The following is a 16,487-nucleotide window of genomic DNA, read 5'->3' on the forward strand; positions in this document are numbered from 1 at the left end:
GTCTTTGCCAGGGGCGCGCTGTCGGGGCCCTGGCGGGGGAACACATGCAGACGAAACCGAAGCGGCTTGCCGCCCTCGTCCTCGTGTCCACGTCCGCGTGTCAGCGCACCGAGCCGCAGGCCGCCACGGCAGGACCTCCCGCGACGCCGCCGTCCCTCGCCGTCGTGCCTCCGGATGCCGGGACCGCCGAAGGCGCCGCCGAGGTCAACGCGCGCATCCAGAATGTCCTCGGAGATCCCTCGAAGTATGAACAGACCTTCACGGCGTTCCAGAAGGCGGTGGCCGCGCACGACGTGAGGGCCGTCGCCGCCCTGGTGGCGTATCCCTTCACCGCGAACGTGGGCGGCAGGAAGGTGAAGCTGCCGGATGCCGCTGCGTTCATGCGGCACTACGAGGCCATCGTCACGCCCGACATCGCCAGGGTCATCACGCGGCAGCGCTACGCGGACCTCTTCGTCAATGCGGACGGCGTGATGTTCGGCCAGGGTGAGGCCTGGCTCAACGGCGTCTGCAAGGACGCCGGATGCAAGGAGTTCGATGTCCGGGTGATCGCCATCCAGTCATCGAGGTGAAACGGACGGCTACCAGAACTTCCACCAGGGGCGTCGGGGTGCCACCGGGGCAGTGGCCACGGTCACCGGAGCGGCGGGAGGCGGTGGGACGAACGGTACCGACGTCGACCATTCCGACATCGCTTCGGGCGAGAGCACGATGAGGGTTGGGGTGAAACGCACGTCCTTGGGATCCGAGCCCCGGTTCAGCAAGCCATTGAGGGCTCGGACCGTCGCTCCGGAGTTGGAGATGTGGACCAATTGTTCGCGCGTGAGGCGGGTCTTCCCCTGGAAGGCCTCCTCAGCCAGCTGAACGGCCTCGCGCCACAGCGGCTCCTCCGCCAACAATATTGTCCGCTGGATCATCGGGGGATTGGCGGTGAACTCGGCCGAGATCGGCGCCATCGCGCCCAACCGCTTCAGCATGGGCTCGCCAAAGGCCAGGGGCAGATACGCGTCGAGCTTCTCCGCCTCCAATCGGGTCGCGCCCTGCTCCTGGAAAAGGGCAATCGGATCATCGTCCTCGGAGAGCCCGAGCCAGGTCGCGACCGCGCGGCTCACGTCCACGCCGCCCTGGAGCGTCAGGAACAACCTTCGACTGAGGAACCCCGGAGCGCTTGGCCAGGAGGCCTTGTCGAGCCGGTCCGCCAGCGCCTGCCAGGGTTCGTTGTCGAGCAGCACCTCCAATGAAAGCCGGGCTCCATCCATCTGGCAGTAATAGACGCGCACCCAATGCGTGCCGGAGGGGAGGGGGAGCGACTTGATGGCCTCCTCGAGCGTCGCGATCCACGGCTCCTCGTGACTCGGGGCGGTGCCATCACCGCGACTCACGATGTCGCCGAGGATGACCTTCCTGTCGATGCCGCCGACGCGCCACGTCTCCACGGTGACGTGATCATCGGGAGGCAGGAGGAAGGTGGACAGGAGGACGTGGAGACTTCCTCGCGTGAAGTTCTGGAGCCCGTCCTCCCATGCCTCCTGTTCCGTCGGGCCGAAGCCTCCCGCGGATTCGATGACCCACCGGCCCGTCCAGGGCTCCAGGACGACATCGAGCTGCCGCAGACAGAGGTCGGGCTCGGTTCGCGTGGCGATGATCTGGGCTTGAAGACGGGGACCTCCGGGCTCCACGCGGAGCCAGCCGTCTTCCTCCTGGAATGGCACACCGTGGGCGCGGAGGAGCTCTCCCAGGGGTTCGTTCGCGGACGTGGGCGTCATGGAATCCTCAGGACCGCGTGACCGACTCGAGGAACGGCAGCACGTGCGGCAGCACCTTGGGCGCCTTCGCCCAGGCGCCGCCGTGGTCGGCGTTCTCGATGGTCGCGAACGCCGCGCCGGCCCGCTGCGCCACGGCCTTCATGGAGTCGTGGTACGGGTCCATCGCGCCGCAATAGAGCAGCCCCGGCTTGCTGGCTTGCACCAGCGCCTCATCCAGGCCCGCCGACGTCTCACAGGCCTCCAGGCACAGCCGGAGCGCCTCCAGGTCTCCCGCGTCGATGGCCTCCGCCAGCTCCGGCGCGCGCCGTGCCCCCATGATGAGCACCTGGAACCAGTCCGGGGTCGTGCCGGGCTTGAGCTGCTTCTCCAGGGCCGCGTATGCCACGGGCAGGCCCACCACCGGATCCCAGCCGCCCACGACGTAGGACGCCAGCCGCTCCGGCGCGAGGGACGCGAGGCCACACACCGTCCAGCCTCCCATCGAGTAGCCCCACGCATGCGCCCGGTCGATGGAGAGCGTGTCGAGCACCGACAGCGCGTCCTCCACCCGGTGCCGGAGCCGATAGGCCTCCAGGTCGTGCGGCGTGTCGCTCTGGCCGTGCCCCAGCGAGTCGAACGTCACCACCGTGTACTGGTCCGTCAGCGCGGGCAGGTACCCCTTGAGCCCCCAGTGCGCGCCCACCTGGAGCAGGCCATGCAGGAGCAGCAGCGGCGGGCCCCTGCCCTGGACCTCGTAGTGGATGCGGCGGCCGGACTTCGTCGCGAAAGGCATGGAGAGGCTCCTTACAGGCCCGCGACCTTCGCTGCGCTGGAGACCGTGAAGCCGAAGGTCACCGCCTCACGGGCGCGCGGCGGCACGTTCAGCTCGAAGCGCACGATGCCCTCGTCGCTCACCTTGGCGGGCGCGGGCTTCGTGGCGTCCTTGAGCAGCGCCACCTCCACGGCCTCCACCTCAGACACCGGCATGCGCTCCTCCACCGCGAGCGCCGCGGGCTTCGCGCCCATGTTGGAGACGAACAGCTTCACCTTCTGCGTGCGCGTGCGCCGGCCGGTGATGCGGGCCGTCTCCTCGCCCACGTCCACCTGCCGCGACACGCGCAGCGAGTCCTCGCTGCCGAAGCCCAGCTTCACGCGCTCGCCTCGACCCGCGAACTTGAGCTGCGCGCGGCCCACGTAGCCGTGGTTGCGCACCAGGTCCACCGGACCCGCGAGCAGCACCGCCGGCCCCGTGTTGTCGAAGCGCGCCACGCGGTGCACCAGCGGCGACTGCTCCGGGCAGGCCACCAGCTCCGACGTGGCGGGGGAGGTGAAGGCGAACAGCGCCACGCGGTGGGCCTCGCCATCCGACGGCACCGTGGCCTTGTGCGGCGCGGACAGCGTCACCGGCTCGCCGCCGTCGTCCATGCCCGGCAGCGCGTCCGCCGCCTTCGGGGTCCCCGCCTCGCCCGTCTCCTGGAGCGACTCCTCGCGGAGGGAGACGTCCACCACCTGCTTCTCGCGCTGTGTCTTGTCCCGCAGGTAGAGCCAGTCCTCGGTGAGCCTGGGCGGCGTGGCCCCCAGCGTGGGCCGCGCCGTGGAGAAGGCCAGCGTCACGTCCTTCCAGGGCTCGCCGGTGTTCTGCCAGACCACCGCCTCGCACTCCAACGTGACCGAGGACGCCGCCTCCGCGAGGCCCAGCACCGCGCGGTAGGCCGGGCGCCAGGCGGCGCAGGGCACCAGGTAGGTGAGCGTCAGCGTCGCCTCGCCGCCCGCCGCGTGGCTCACGTCCAGCTCCGCGCGCACGTCCACCGTGGGCTCCGGCGCCTCCGTGCGCGACAGCACGTCGCGGCGCTCCTGGAGGTGCTGGCGCTCCAGCCGGCCCAGGTCGCGGCGGGCCTGCCGCAGCTGCTCGTCCGCGGCGGTCTGCTCCTGGCGGATGGTGGCGAGCTGCTCCTTCCACCGCGAGGGCTCCGCCTCGCCAGCGCCGGTGCGCTCGGCGATGGCGCGGAGGATGTCCCGGCGCGCGGTCTCCAGCAGGCCGTGCTTCGCCTCCAGGCGCCGCACCTCCGCCTGGGCGCGCGCCAGCACCTGCTCGCGCTCGAAGGCGCGGCGGGCCAGCTCCGAGTGGTGCTCGCGCAGCGCTTCCGGCAGCACCGCGCGCAAGGAGCGGCGCAGGCTGGCCTGGGTCACCAGGCCGCCGGTGAGCTTCGCCTGGAGCGAGCGGTCCACCGCCACCGCCGGCAGTCCGTCCACCACGAGCCGGCAGGGGCCCGGCGGCAGGGTCACCGTGCCGCTGCGCTCGACGAGGGCGCGGTCCTCCAGGACCGTCACCTTGACCAGGGGCAACAGAATGGAAGTGCGCATCACGTCCTCCGGTTCCCGCCGCTCAGCATCTTGCTGGCGGGCAGCTTCACGACCCACGTCGCCTTCATCGAGCGCTTCTCTCCGGCGGGGACGCTCACGCGCCACACCCGCTCGCCCTCCACCGCGTCCTCACCCGGCAGCGGCGTGGGCTTCTGCCACGGGGGCACCACCTCCGCCTCCTCCACCTTGATGTCCTTCTGGGAGTCGGGGACCGCGCTGACGCGCTCGGAGATGGCGATGGTCGCGGGGCGGGAGAGGTGGTTGGCCACCTCCACGGAGACATGGTGCGTGAGCACGGTGCCGTTGCCGAAGAGGCCGCCCGAGGCCTCGTCGAAGCGGGTGTTGCGCGCCACCTGGAGCGCCTCCTCCACGCCCAGTCCCAGCCGCTGCGTCTCGCCCGGCCCCAGCGTGGGCAGGGGCGACGTCATCAGGAACTCGTCGCCGAGCGTCACGTCCACCGGCCCCGCGAGCAGCGGGTGCGGCGAGGCGTTGTCCAGGCGCACCGTGCGGAAGACGCGCGGCTCCACCGACGGCACGCAGACGTACTCGGCCCGCAGGCTCAGCGGCACCGTCAGCATGGGCACGGTGTGCCACGCGCCATCGGAGGGCACGTCCGCGAGCGCCTCCGCGTCGAAGCGCGCATCGAAGTGGCGGGCGGAGTCGCGCGGAGGCATGGACCAGGTGGGGGGCGTCACGCTGTTCACGGACTCGGCGAAGGTGAAGGCCTGGGCCTCCAGGCGCACCACCTCCACCTGCACGTTCACGGAGGTGATGGACAGCATCGCCTGGGAGACGAGCGCGGAGCGGGGCCGCAGCCTGCCGCGCTGTCCCGGGGCGGCCGCGGAGGCCAGCGTCAGCGAGTCGTAGTCGAACAGGCCCTCCGCCGGCTCCAGCCCCGCCGCGCGGCGAAGCCCGTCGCCGCCGGAGCCTTCGTCGTCCGCGAGGTCCGCCATCGGAGCGTCATCGAGCTCCTCCTCCATGGCCCTGCGCTTCTTGCTGCGCAGGCGCTCCATGCCGCCACCGCCGCGGGCCGAGGGGCGGCTCGCAGCGGGGATGGCTTCGTCGCCGGTGATGCTGCGACGGGACATCGAGGGACGGGCTCCGCCCAGGAAGCCTCCCGAGGACTTGGGGGCCGCCATGGGCGGCGGCATCGGAGGAGGGGCGGACACGCTGGGCGCCGCTCCGGGGGCGCCTCCGAACGAGGCCCGGTCCTTGAAGGACTCGAGCTCCGCGGATGCGCCGTCCGCTTCTTTCAGCACGGGCTCCGGCATCGGAGGGGGCGGGGGCTTGGGCGGGGTGAGCTCCGGGCGGGCCCTGTACAGGGTGTCGTAGCCCGCGAACAGCTCCTCCAGGCCCGGCGCGGGCTCACGCCAGCCGGAGCGCGCGGGCGGGGGCTGGCTGCGGCCGATGCGCAGCGACTTCAGCTCCGGCACCTCCGCGCGCCGCTCCAGGCTCGCGGTGGAGGCCGCCAGCCGCACGCCGGCCCAGTCCTCGCCGGTCCGCTGGATGACGGCGGCGCGCATGCGCAGCGTGCCTTCCTCCAGCGTGCGAGGGAGGCGCAGGTCATAGGTGGGCACCCAGCGCGCGCCGGCCACCGCGTACTCCAGCACCAGCCGTGCGTCTGTGTCCGCCGCGACGGGTCCGGACAGCGTCAGCAGCGCGGCGCGGAACAGCCGGGCCCGGTCCACGCTCTTCGCGGAGGACAGCTCCTGCACGCGGCGGCGGCGCAGCTCCAGCTCGTTCGTGGCGTCGCGGTGCTGGCGCGCCAGGTCCAGCTCCTGGGCCTGCAACTCCGCCAGCTCCGAGTCCACGAAGCTCGTGAGCGACAGCAGCGCGGTCAGGGGCGCCTCGCGTGGGGGCCGGCCCTTGGGCTGGGCCGGCCAGGTGGGCGTCAGGCCACGGAGCGCCGCGAGCTCCTCGCGTACCCGCTCCAGCCGGCCGTGCACGGACGCCAGCGCGGCCTCCGCCGCTTCGAGCGCGTGTTGTTCTGCGGGCAGCTCCGACTCCGGTGGCAGCCGCACGTCGAAGGTGGGCTTGAGGTCGCGGACGAGGAGCCCGGAGGGCCCCTCCACGACCCGCGCGCGCAGCGAGCCCGTGCGAAGCGCCAGGGGCAGGCCGTCGATGCGGACCTGGCCGGGCAGGTGGCCGTTCTCAGGTGAGAGCACGAACGCGCGCGTGCAGAGCGCGCCCTCGGCGTGAACGGTGACGGATTCCAGGACGGACGGTACGACGCGCATGGGCCCCCTCTTCCGTGGAGAGGGCCGCACGCTACCCCGAGGCACCCATGGATGGCGACGGAGAGGAAGGAACTGACTGCGCCCACGGCGTGGATCACGCACCGCGCCGTGGGAGGCTTGCGCGGTCAGTAGTTCTCATGCGCTAGCCAGCCGTCGGCGGTGAAGGCTTGCTGCCTTCCGGCGGCCCTGAGAGACGCGCGATGAGCCGCCAGAAGGCCCAGCCGTGGGACGCGGCCAGCAGCGCGAGGGCGAGCACGGACCAGAAGAGCATCGACGGGTGGTGCAGCACCGCTCCGTGGAAGGAACGATTGAGGCAGAGGACGCTCGTGCCCAGGGCGGGGAGGCCCAGGACGACCAGTGTCCCCATGGCGATGCGCGCGGAGACAGGCTTCTTCACCACCAGACCGATGATCCATGCGATGGGGACCCATAGATAGACGGGCGGGAGCAACAGCAGGCCGCCCAATCCACACATGTCGCTGGCCCACGCGGGCGTCGCCGCCAGGAATACCCCCACCGCCATCATCCGCTTCGGGTCGCGCATCGCCCTGCCATCATCCCGCCTTGGACTGTCCGCGCGCCAGCGGCCGTCCATTCCCCGAGGTCGACCGCAGTGACTTGGAAAGCCCTGATCTGCCCCGCCGTGCTGGTCCTGAGCGCCTGTTCGGAGTCCTCCGACCCCGACCCCACGCCCCGACGTCCGCTGAAGGCGGTCCTGCAGTACGAAGCCATCCTGAGCGGCGCGCGGCCGTATCCCAACCAGCGCTTCCACGAGAACCGGAAGGCGCTCCAGGCTGCCCTGCTCGAACAGCTCCAGTGAGCTGAGCCGATGGCCCGACCCAGTTGTACGGGTCGGGCCGACTGGAGGATTCGAAGGCCGCCGCTCCGTCGCGTCAGCTCACGCTTCCATCGCGCTTGCCCTTCGGGACTCCAGCGCCTGGAGTCTCAGTTCGACCTCCGTTCGATCCTCCGCGGCAGGGCTCAGCGCCAGGAACTTTCGCAGATCCCGCGCGGCCTCCTCCACGCGGCCCAGGTCGCTCAGCGCAGCGGCACGGTTCTGGTAGAACTCCGCCATGTCGGGAGCAAGGGCGATGGCTTGATCCAGGTCGCTCAGCGAGTCGACGACGCGCCTTCCCTGATAGCGCAGGACCGCGCGACTCGCATAGACAAGAGGCTGCGATGGATTGATGCGCAGCGTCTCGTCGAAATCCGCCAGCGCGCGTTCGGTGTCGCCCAACGCATCGTAGGCGTAGCCACGCCCTGCCAACGCCAGCCATTGATTGGGATGCAGGTCCAAGGCGCGCGAATAGGCACTCACTGCCTCTTCAGTCCTGCCCATCTGGTTGTAGCACTGCCCCAGGTTCGTCCAGACCTCCATGTACGGAGGGCTCAGCTCGATGGCGCGCAGAAAATCCCGTTCGGCCTCCTCCAGGCGATCGACCTTCAAGTACAGGCTGCCGCGCTCGTTGAAGTATTCGGAGTAGTGGGGGTCCATGCGCATGGCCGCCGTGTACATCTCGATCGCCTCATCCATCTTTCCCAGCACCGTGTAGACCTGCGCCACGTTGTAGAGCAGCACAGAGCGGTGGAGTTGGTGCTTACCCGGCGCCAGGTGTGCATCCAGCTCGTCAAAGGCGGTACGGCACAGCTCGATCGCCTCGTCGTAGCGCTTCTGGAAGTGGCGGATCATCGCCAGGCCATTGCGATTGAAGGCCTTGCGGAACAGTCGCCCATGAAGCGGCAGATCCGCCCGCGCGATGTGCTCCAGCCCCTCTTCCAGATAGGCCTCGGCCCGAGCGTAGTCCCGCCGTGGCAGGTAGCGGGCGTAATACATCGCCTGGATGTAACACCAGGCCAGCAGATAGCCGGGGTCCGTCGTCGAGGCCATGGCCTTGTCTGCGATCGCCAGCCCCTCATCCACGCGGCGCAACCCGGAGTAGCAGTTGGAGAGCCGATTGTAGATGTGCATGCGCTGCTCGATGTTGTCAGGACATTGACGCTCCAACTGCGCCAGCGCCGCTTCACCGTAGACGAGCGCATCCTCGTAGAAGCCTCGCGAGGTGTAGACGGAGGCCGCGTGGACCAGGGCTTGAAGGGCTCGCCCGGGCTCGTTGCTTCCCTGCCAATAGCGGATGAGCCGCGGGAGGACATCCTCCAGTCCGGCGAGATCCTGCACTTCGGGAGCAAGTTCGCGAGCCCTGCGCGCCATTTCATCGGGCTCAGGCGGAGCGGTCGGCGGATCTCCAGGGAGGTCCAGGGGGCATTGCACCCGCGGAACCGCCAGGTCGAACTGTCGCGCCACGTCGTCTCCGGTTCCAGGCGCGACAGCCAGCACCAGGCGCAAGTCCAGCACCGTTCCCCGTCGGCGCATCAATTCCCTGAAGAACAACCGATTCAGCGCGCCACCGTGCTCGAAGTTGTTACAGACGAAGACCCAAGGCCCTTGGGGCCCGAGGGGCCTCCATTCCTCCAGCAGATCCACCAGCCCCTGGGGAATGCGAAAGGCGGCGTCAAGGCTCCCGCTGGAGCGCACTGCGTCAGGAATGGGGAGCCTCATCTCGCGGGCGGCATGGAAGCTGGGATCGGGTGAGCGGAGGGCGTTCGCTGAGAGCACGGGAACACTCCGGTGCCCGCTCGGGATCGTGGGGGCACGGCCTGCATGGCGTCGGGCTTGCGTTTGTCTTTACGCACGCCCGAGGTCGGGCCGCACGCACCAGGGCTTCCGCCCACTGGGTGCGCTCCGCGAGCAGGCCGTCCGTCAAACAGAGGGACGGACCCAGGCGTAGGTCGCCACGCCTGGTCCTTGTCCTGGCGACGAGGTCATGCGTTGGCGTTGGCTGAGTGCCAGGTGTGCCGATGGAGGCGGCGACGTCTGGCACATGGGCTGGCGAGCCCCCATCGTTGAGGGGAGCGGAGCTTGTTCTCCTCCATGCGTCCCATGGCTCGCCTGCACGACAGCCCCATGTATCCGCCTCCTCGAATCCCACCACCAGGGCACGGTCGTCTCCTCGATGCCGTCCTCGCCAGCATGGGGGAAGGGCTCCTGGTGGCGGATGAGCACCAGCGTCTGGTGTTCATCAACCCGAAGGGGGAGCACATCCTGGGGATGGGGGCGACCGACGCGCCCGTCAGCCGGTGGCCGAGGCACTACGGGTTCTACCTGCCCGACCAGCTCACCCTCTATCCGCCCGAGCGCCTGCCCATGAGCCGGGCGCTCCGCGGCGAGACCGTCAACCGCGCGGTGGTCTTCCTGCGCAACGCCTCAAGGCCGGCGGGGACCTGGCTGCACGTCAGCTCCAGTCCGGTTCACGACCTGACGGGCATGGTCCGTGGCGGCGTCTCCGTCTTCAGCGATGTCACCGACATCAAGCGGGCCGAGGACGCGGCGCGCGAGGGCGCCGAGAAGTACCGGTCGCTCTACAACAACACGCCCGTGATGATGCAATCCATTGACTCGCGCGGACGGCTCATCAGCGTCAGCGATTACTGGCTGGACACACTGGGGTACGAGCGCGCGGAGGTGCTCGGGCGTGAGTCGGTGGAGTTCCTGACGCCGGAGTCCCGGCGCTTCGCCCGCGAGGTCGTCCTGCCCGAGTACTTCAAGACCGGCGCGTGCCGGGACGTGCCGTACCAGATCGTGAAGAAGAACGGAGAGGTCGTCGACGTCCTCCTGTCCGCCATCGTGGAGCGGAACGCCGCGGGCAAGATGGTCCGTTCGCTCGCGGTGCTCATCGACGTGACCGAGCGGAAGCGGGCGGAGGAGGCGCTCCAGGAGAGCGAGATGCGGCTGCGCGCCATCCTGGACAACGCGCCGACCGTGTTCTTCCTGCTGGATACGCAGGAGCGCTTCCTGTTCGTGAACCGCGAGTGGGAGCGGCTCTTCCACCGCACCCGGCAAGAGGTCGCCGGGAAGCTCGTCTTCGACGTCTTTCCCCGGCACATCGCCGAGGCCCTCCATCACGCCAACCGGGACATCCTCCAGAGTCGGATCCCGGTGCAGCGGGAGGAGCGGCTCCTGCACGATGACGGCATCCACGTCCACCTCACGCAGAAGTTCCCGCTCCTCGACGCCGCCGGCGCGGCCTACGCGCTCTGCGGAATCGCCACCGACATCACCGAGCGCAAGCGGGCCGAGGTGTCACAGCGGTTCCTGGCCGAGGCGAGCCGCGAGCTGGTGGCTTCGCTCGACCCCGCCACCACGCTCCAGCGCGTCGCCGAGCTGGCCGTGCCCCTGCTCGCGGAGCTGTGTGTCTTCTTCGTGCGGACGGACACCGTGGCCCTGCTGCCCGTGGCGGTGGCGGACCGCTCACCGGCCCGCGCCGCGAGCGTGCGGGAGTTCCTGCGACGCCACCCCCTGGTGCCCGAGTCCCCGCACGGTCCGATCTGGGCGCTGGCCACCGGCAAGCCGGAGGTGTCCGACGTGCCACAGGGCCTGCTGGACGCAGGGGCGCTGGAGGAGGAGCGGTGGGCGGAGGTGCGGACGCTCCAGGGCCGCTCCTCGCTGAGCGTTCCCCTTCAGGCGCGAGGCCACATCCTGGGCGTGCTGTATCTCGTCTCTCCCGAACCGAACCGCGCGTACTCGCCGGAGGAGCTGGCGCTGACGGAGGAGCTGGCCCGGCGGGCCGCGCTCGCCATGGAGAATGCCCAGCTCTATTTCTCGGCGCAGGACTCCATCCGCGCTCGGGACGAGTTCCTGTCCATTGCGTCCCATGAGCTGAAGACCCCGCTGACCTCCATGCGGCTGCGGGTGCAGCAGATGGAGTCCGCCCTCAAGTCTCCGCGACCGCTGCCCCCGGAGAAGGTGGAGCGGATGCTGGAGGTCTTCGGGACACAGCTCCAGCGGCTGTCGAACCTGGCGGACCATCTGCTCGATGTCTCACGCGTCCACGAGAAGCGGATCGACCTGCGCAGGGAGGAGCTGGACCTGGTGTCGGTGGCGCGGCACGTGGCAGGCCACGTCGCACAGCAGCTGGAGCAGTCAGGCTGCGACTTCAAGCTGGTGTCGAGCGCGCCGGTCTGGGGGCGCTGGGACCGGCTGCGGATGGAGCAGGTCATGCTCAACCTGCTGACCAACGCGATGAAGTATGGCGAGGGGCACCCCATCCGGATGGAGGTGACCGCGCGCGAGGGCAGGGCGCGGATCACCGTCGAGGACCACGGCGTGGGCATTCCGCTCGAAGCGCAGGGGCGCATCTTCGACCGCTTCGAGCGCGCCGCCTCCCTCAGCTACGGAGGACTCGGGCTGGGCCTCTTCATCACGCGACGGGTCATCGAGGCCCACGGCGGAAGCATCCACGTCGAGAGCGAGCCGGGGCAGGGCGCGAGGTTCACCGTGGAGCTGCCGCATCTCGCGGCCCACTGACAGGCCGTGCGGCTTCGACTCGTCTAGCTCGCGTCCTGGCGGACCACGGTGGTCGTGGGCTCCTCGGTCACGGGACGGCCCAGGCAGTCCTCGCCGTCCGCGGGGGCGCGGGTGGTCTTCGGCCGGTACTCCCAGTGCCAGGGCTCCGACGCCACGGTGCGGCGGAAGCCGAAGCGGCACGCGTTCCCCGCGAGCCAGTCATACGTGGGAGACGCTTCCTCGCTGCCCACGACCAGGTCCACGGCGAGGCCTCGGTTGTGATTGGAGCGGCCCGGACGCGCGGCCTTGGGCCCCAGGCCCTGGCGGTAGCGGCGCCACAGGTAGCGCTGCTGTTGATACGAGCGCCACCCGCTCGTGACGAGCAGGCTCTGTCCCGCCGTGCGCGCGTCCGCCGCCATGCGCTCGAAGGCGTCCGCCGCGTCGCGGTGGAGCCGGTGGCCGGTGTGGATCCGCACCAGCCGCGGGACCTTCGCCTTGGCCTTGCGGACCTTCACGTCCTTCGCGAACCCGACAGGTGCCAGCAGACAGACCAGGAGCACGAGGCCTCGACGGAGCAGGGGAGAGGACATTCTTCGGAGGTCCAAGCAGCGGGCGAGGACACGAGGCTGCCGCCTTTATTCCCCCGTGAAAAGCAGGCGTGCCGCCGAGCGCTCTCCCCTCGTGCCCGGTCGCCCGGACGCCCGGTGAGGCTCAGAAGAGCTTGAGCTGTGCCTCGGGGGCGGGCGCGGGCGCGTCCCGGGGCGGCAGCACCTGGAAGCCGTGGGCGCGTGCCCAGGCCTCGCTCGGACCCTTCCAGTGGTGCTGGTCCATGCGCGCGTGGCCCTTGTCGTCGAACGCGACGCCCTCGGCCTCCAGCAGCTCTCGCTGGCGGTAGCCGGAGGTGCTGATCCCTCCCGTGCGGTTGATGATGCGCTGCCACGGCACGGTGGCCGCGCGCGACCCGAGCGCCGCCATCGCATGGCCCACGGTGCGCGCGTCGCAGGCCCCGCCGACGATGGTGGCGATGTCCCCGTAGGTGGCCACCTGTCCGGCGGGGACCTGTTCGCAGACCCGGTAGATGCGCTCGTAGGGGTCCTGCAGGTCGGTGGGGGACGTCATGGGGTCTCCAGGAGAGGGCCTGTCCGAATCCTACTCACGGCATCCATCGGTGCACGCCAAACCCGAGGCATCCGCCAGCCCCGGGAGCGCTAGGCCGCCACGGCCTGCCGCTCCTGGGACGGAGCGCTGGCCTGATTGAGCACCGCCCACTCCTTGCGCAGGCGCTCGTACAGGTCATTCAGCGGCAGGCCCGGCGCCTCGTACTGCCCGGCGTGGTGCTCCACGATGTGTCGCAGGAGCACGTAGCAGAGGGTGGCCGCGCCCGCGCCCTCCACGACAGTGAACTGGGCCGCGTCCGTGAACCAGAGCGTGGTGGGCATCTGACAGGCCTGCGTGCCCGCGGCCACCAGGTGCGCGCCGGGCTTGAGCCACGGGTGCTTCGCGAACAGGTTCGGCCGGTCCACGGTGAGCGCGGAGATGAGGTTGGAGATGCGCCGGTCCTTGAACCGCGAGTCCCCATACACCTGCCCGAACACGAGCCCGCGCACCCGCTTCATGAACACCTGGGACGTCAGCGCCAGCAGCGACGTCGCGCGGAGCACCAGCATCTGGGCGAACTCCGGCACGGTGAGCTTCTTGAAGGAGGGCCAGACGTCCAGGTCCAGCTGCCGCTTCACCAGCGTGATGACGTCCGTCAGTCGCGCACGGACCCAGACCAGCGCCGTCGCCACCGAGGCGGTCAGCACGCCCGGGACGAGATAGAGGAAGGAGTCCCGGGGCTCCCAGTCGCCCGCGCGAGCCGTCTCGATGCCTCGCCACGCGAGGATGGCGGCGGAGAGCAGGGTGAGGAAGAAGAGGCCGTAGGCCAACCAGGAGACACCGTTCAGCGTCACCCAGCCGCGCTTCGTCGGGTTCTCCGGCACGTTGTACATCTCCGGGTTCTGCACGCTGACGTCGGAGATGACGAGCGTGGGCGGCGGCTCCGCCCGCGTGAACGCGAGCAACAGGCTGTCGATGCCCTGGTTGTCGTAGATGCCACCGTCCATCAGGGGCAGGCCGTTCTGGTAGCCCGGCCCCAGCGCCGCGAGCGCGGTGTCGAGCGGGTAGTCCCGGGGCCAGTGGAACTGCTGCGGGAACACCAGCGGTTCGAAGCCGCCCGGGAAGCACGACGACGCGGCGGCGATGTCCGCCAGCCGGGCGTGGCTGGCCACCGGGCGCGGCAGCCGGTGGCCGTTGTTGCCCAGGATGCTGTTCGGGTTGGTGCTGTAGCGGAAGCGGAAGTCCAGGCCGGTGTGGAACTCGGTGGTGTTGAAGATGGCCTCCTGGAGCTGGAGGCCGCCCGAGTCCAGGACCGCTCCGAAGCGCCGGTCGCCCAGGAAGTCGGGCCGGGCGTAGACGTCCGCGGCGGAGCGGATGAGGCTGGCCCACGCGTGGCTGCCGTGGTCGCGGTTGGAGGTCAGTCCGGTCAGCGCCTCGGCGATCACGTTCGTCCGCAGCAGGTACGCGGAGAACGCCTCGTGAAACGCCTTGAAGGGCTTGCCGTCCAGCTGGCTCACGACCCAGGCCAGGCCCGTGAGCGTTCCGCCGGACACGGTGGACAGGCCCACGACATCGGACAGCAGCCCCACGGTGTCGAGGAACCGCAGCGCCCCCAGATGGAACGCCGCCGCGCGGTAACCCCCACCGGACAGGCACAGCGCGAGCGGCCCGAGTGGACCGTGCTTCTCGGAGACAGGGGGCGTGACGGCTTGGCTCATGGGGGAGTGGTGACGCGGCGGGAGGACGGCGGGAGCTTAGGCCAGCAGCGCGTTCCTCCGGTACGCGTTCGCCGCCTCCGCCTGCCTGGAAGGTCGTCGGCGCCGCCGCGCGGTGTCCGGAGACATCCCCCGGATTCACCCGCGCCGGTCGCGCACCCGCGTGTATGTGAATGAGACGAGCAGCAGCATGACGCCCAGGAGGATGAACGTGAGCACGCGCTGATCCGGCGGCAGCTTCGCCACGTCCACCAGCACCAGCCGCCCCAGCGCGAGCCCCAGCACCGCGAGCGCGGCCAGCCGGTACCAGCGCTCGCGCACCGCGAAGCCCACGCCGAAGAGGAGGAAGGCGGCGATGACCCAGCCCAGCGTGACGAGCCCCCCGGGCATCCGCGCGCCCACCAGCGCCACCAGCGCCAGGCCCGCGCCCGCCGCGCAGAGGGCGGTGAAGGGCACGCGGGCCTCGGGCGCGGGCAGCCCCGCGACGCGCACCGTCCCGCCGCGCTCCACCAGCACGAACGCCACCACCAGCCCGGTGAGCAGCGTCAGACGCCCCGGTGTCTCCCATTCACACGCGCCCAACGCCACGTAGAGGATGAGCACGCCCACGCCCCGCAGCACCGGGGACTCGACCCCGCGCGCGGCCAGGCCCGCGACGAGCCCCGTCACCGTCCACGCCGCCACCAGCGCGACGTCCTCGTAGCGCGCGGGCATGGCCAGCGCGAACGTCACCGCCGTCAGGGCCAGGTACGCGTGCGTCAGCGCCGCGGGCGCGCGCTGGAGGCGAGACACGGCCGCCCCCACGCCGTGCGCCACCGCGACGACGAGGAGGAAGCCGAAGAGGCGCGAGTCCTGCTCCTGGGAGACCTCGTAGGCTCCCAGCGACGTGAGGCCCACCCAGTTGAGCAGGGTGAACGCGAGGCTCGCGCGCACGGGCAGGTCGCGCGGGCGCACCAGCAGCGCCACCGAGAACAGCAGGAAGTAGAGCGCGAGGAAGCTCAGGCTCAAGAAGAGCCGGTCGCTCTCGGGCGCGCCCGGCGCCATGTGGCCCGTGCGCACCGCCCAGACGACGTGCGTGCTGTAGACCGCCACCAGGCTGGACAGGGGAACGATGACCCAGCGGTTGCGCACCAGGAAGAACAGCGCGCCCGCCGCGAGCAGCGTGGTGGACAGCAGCGTGAACGCGGTGATGTCGCTGAGCATCCCCGTGTGCAGCCCCAGGAACAGCGCGATGCCCGCCACCGTCTCCGACTGCATCCGGTGCGCGATGGTGACGATGGCCACCACGAACCCCGCGAGCAGCACCAGCGCCAGGACCTCGCTGTCGATGACCCGCACCGCCGGGATGAAGTGCAGCGCGTAGGTGACGAAGTACGCCAGCGCCAGGCCGCCGCCGAAGACGATGCGCCCGAACAGCTGGTGCCGCCTCGCCAGCCACAACCCGAACGCGCCCAGCCCCGCACTGAGCAGGTAGCCCGCGCCCACGCGCGCCAGCACCCCCAGCTCTCCGAAGTGGTACGTGATGAGGTACGCGATGCCGATGATCAGCGCCACGATGCCCAGGCGGCTCAACCAGTAGGTGCCGACATGCGCCTCCAGGTCCCGCTGCTCGGGCGCCGCCGCGGTGGGCGCGACGGCGGGTGGCATCGCCGCGGGGCGCGGGGACTCGCCAGCCTCCAGCTTCGCGAGCCGCGCCTCCAGCGCCGAGACCGTCGCCTCCAGCCGCTTCACCGTGTCCCGCAGGTCCTGCCCATCACCCTCGTCCGCCATGGACTTCCTCGTACACCCGCACGCATCCCGGCCCGGGGAACCTTCGGGCCCGGGCCCGGCATCCCTTCAATCTACGACGAATCCACTCTCCGGCTTGCCCGGTGCCAGGTCGGATGATGCGCCGGCCGCGCCCAGCGCGGCACGCCGGTCCACGGCTGCACCGGTGAAGCGCGCGTGTTCGAGCGGGTGCCCACCTCGGCGGAGCTTCAGCAGCTCT

At 70.5% G+C, this 16,487-nt stretch carries 13 protein-coding genes; 3 read left to right on the plus strand and 10 right to left on the minus strand.

Translation table 11 applies throughout. The annotated features are described in order from the left end of the window. Window positions 1-44: 44 nt before the first annotated feature. On the plus strand, window positions 45-572 hold the full coding sequence (locus U8525_RS17700; protein ID WP_374267172.1) for a hypothetical protein: 528 nt from the start codon (window positions 45-47) through the stop codon (window positions 570-572). 9 nt (window positions 573-581) lie between these two features. Here U8525_RS17700 and U8525_RS17705 read toward each other — a convergent pair whose 3' ends face one another. The 5 genes from U8525_RS17705 to U8525_RS17725 form a co-directional block, all read right to left on the minus strand. Continuing rightward, entirely contained in the window at window positions 582-1,766 is a 1,185-nt protein-coding gene (locus U8525_RS17705; RefSeq protein WP_374267174.1) for a DUF6348 family protein, read from the minus strand. Window positions 1,767-1,773: 7 nt separating this feature from the next. Further along, window positions 1,774-2,538, minus strand: a complete 765-nt coding sequence (locus U8525_RS17710) for an alpha/beta fold hydrolase (RefSeq protein ID WP_374267176.1) — start codon at window positions 2,536-2,538, stop codon at window positions 1,774-1,776. An 11-nt stretch (window positions 2,539-2,549) separates the two neighbouring features. Beyond that, window positions 2,550-4,109, minus strand: a complete 1,560-nt coding sequence (locus tag U8525_RS17715; RefSeq protein ID WP_374267178.1) for a mucoidy inhibitor MuiA family protein — start codon at window positions 4,107-4,109, stop codon at window positions 2,550-2,552. Then, window positions 4,109-6,346, minus strand: coding sequence for a DUF4139 domain-containing protein (locus U8525_RS17720; protein ID WP_374267180.1), 2,238 nt, complete (start codon window positions 6,344-6,346; stop codon window positions 4,109-4,111). Before U8525_RS17720 ends, U8525_RS17715 begins: the two co-directional genes overlap by 1 nt. A 142-nt stretch (window positions 6,347-6,488) precedes the next feature. Continuing rightward, complete coding sequence (locus U8525_RS17725; RefSeq protein ID WP_374267182.1) at window positions 6,489-6,890, minus strand: hypothetical protein; 402 nt, start codon at window positions 6,888-6,890, stop codon at window positions 6,489-6,491. Window positions 6,891-6,959: 69 nt separating this feature from the next. On the opposite strand from U8525_RS17725, the gene U8525_RS17730 reads away from it, so the two are divergent. Then, window positions 6,960-7,166 carry a hypothetical protein gene (locus tag U8525_RS17730; protein ID WP_374267184.1) on the plus strand — a complete coding sequence of 69 codons (207 nt, stop codon included), beginning with the start codon at window positions 6,960-6,962 and terminating at the stop codon, window positions 7,164-7,166. 78 nt (window positions 7,167-7,244) lie between these two features. Here U8525_RS17730 and U8525_RS17735 read toward each other — a convergent pair whose 3' ends face one another. Continuing rightward, window positions 7,245-8,960 carry a tetratricopeptide repeat protein gene (locus U8525_RS17735; protein WP_374267186.1) on the minus strand — a complete coding sequence of 572 codons (1,716 nt, stop codon included), beginning with the start codon at window positions 8,958-8,960 and terminating at the stop codon, window positions 7,245-7,247. 348 nt (window positions 8,961-9,308) lie between these two features. On the opposite strand from U8525_RS17735, the gene U8525_RS17740 reads away from it, so the two are divergent. Further along, window positions 9,309-11,708 (plus strand): PAS domain S-box protein, encoded by a 2,400-nt coding sequence (locus U8525_RS17740; protein ID WP_374267417.1) that lies wholly within the window; start codon window positions 9,309-9,311, stop codon window positions 11,706-11,708. 23 nt (window positions 11,709-11,731) lie between these two features. On the opposite strand, the gene U8525_RS17745 is transcribed toward U8525_RS17740, so the two are convergent. The 4 genes from U8525_RS17745 to U8525_RS17760 form a co-directional block, all read right to left on the minus strand. Beyond that, entirely contained in the window at window positions 11,732-12,277 is a 546-nt protein-coding gene (locus U8525_RS17745; RefSeq protein WP_374267188.1) for a D-alanyl-D-alanine carboxypeptidase family protein, read from the minus strand. A 121-nt stretch (window positions 12,278-12,398) separates the two neighbouring features. Continuing rightward, a complete protein-coding gene (locus tag U8525_RS17750; protein ID WP_374267190.1) occupies window positions 12,399-12,806 on the minus strand; it encodes an MGMT family protein in 408 nt (135 codons plus the stop codon). Window positions 12,807-12,895: 89 nt separating this feature from the next. Continuing rightward, window positions 12,896-14,503, minus strand: coding sequence for a patatin-like phospholipase family protein (locus tag U8525_RS17755; RefSeq protein WP_374267192.1), 1,608 nt, complete (start codon window positions 14,501-14,503; stop codon window positions 12,896-12,898). Window positions 14,504-14,638: 135 nt separating this feature from the next. Beyond that, complete coding sequence (locus U8525_RS17760; RefSeq protein ID WP_374267194.1) at window positions 14,639-16,270, minus strand: DUF2339 domain-containing protein; 1,632 nt, start codon at window positions 16,268-16,270, stop codon at window positions 14,639-14,641. Window positions 16,271-16,487: the final 217 nt, after the last annotated feature.

It is taken from the genome of Corallococcus sp. RDP092CA (genome assembly GCF_041903675.1).
Classification (GTDB): Bacteria; Myxococcota; Myxococcia; order Myxococcales; family Myxococcaceae; genus Corallococcus.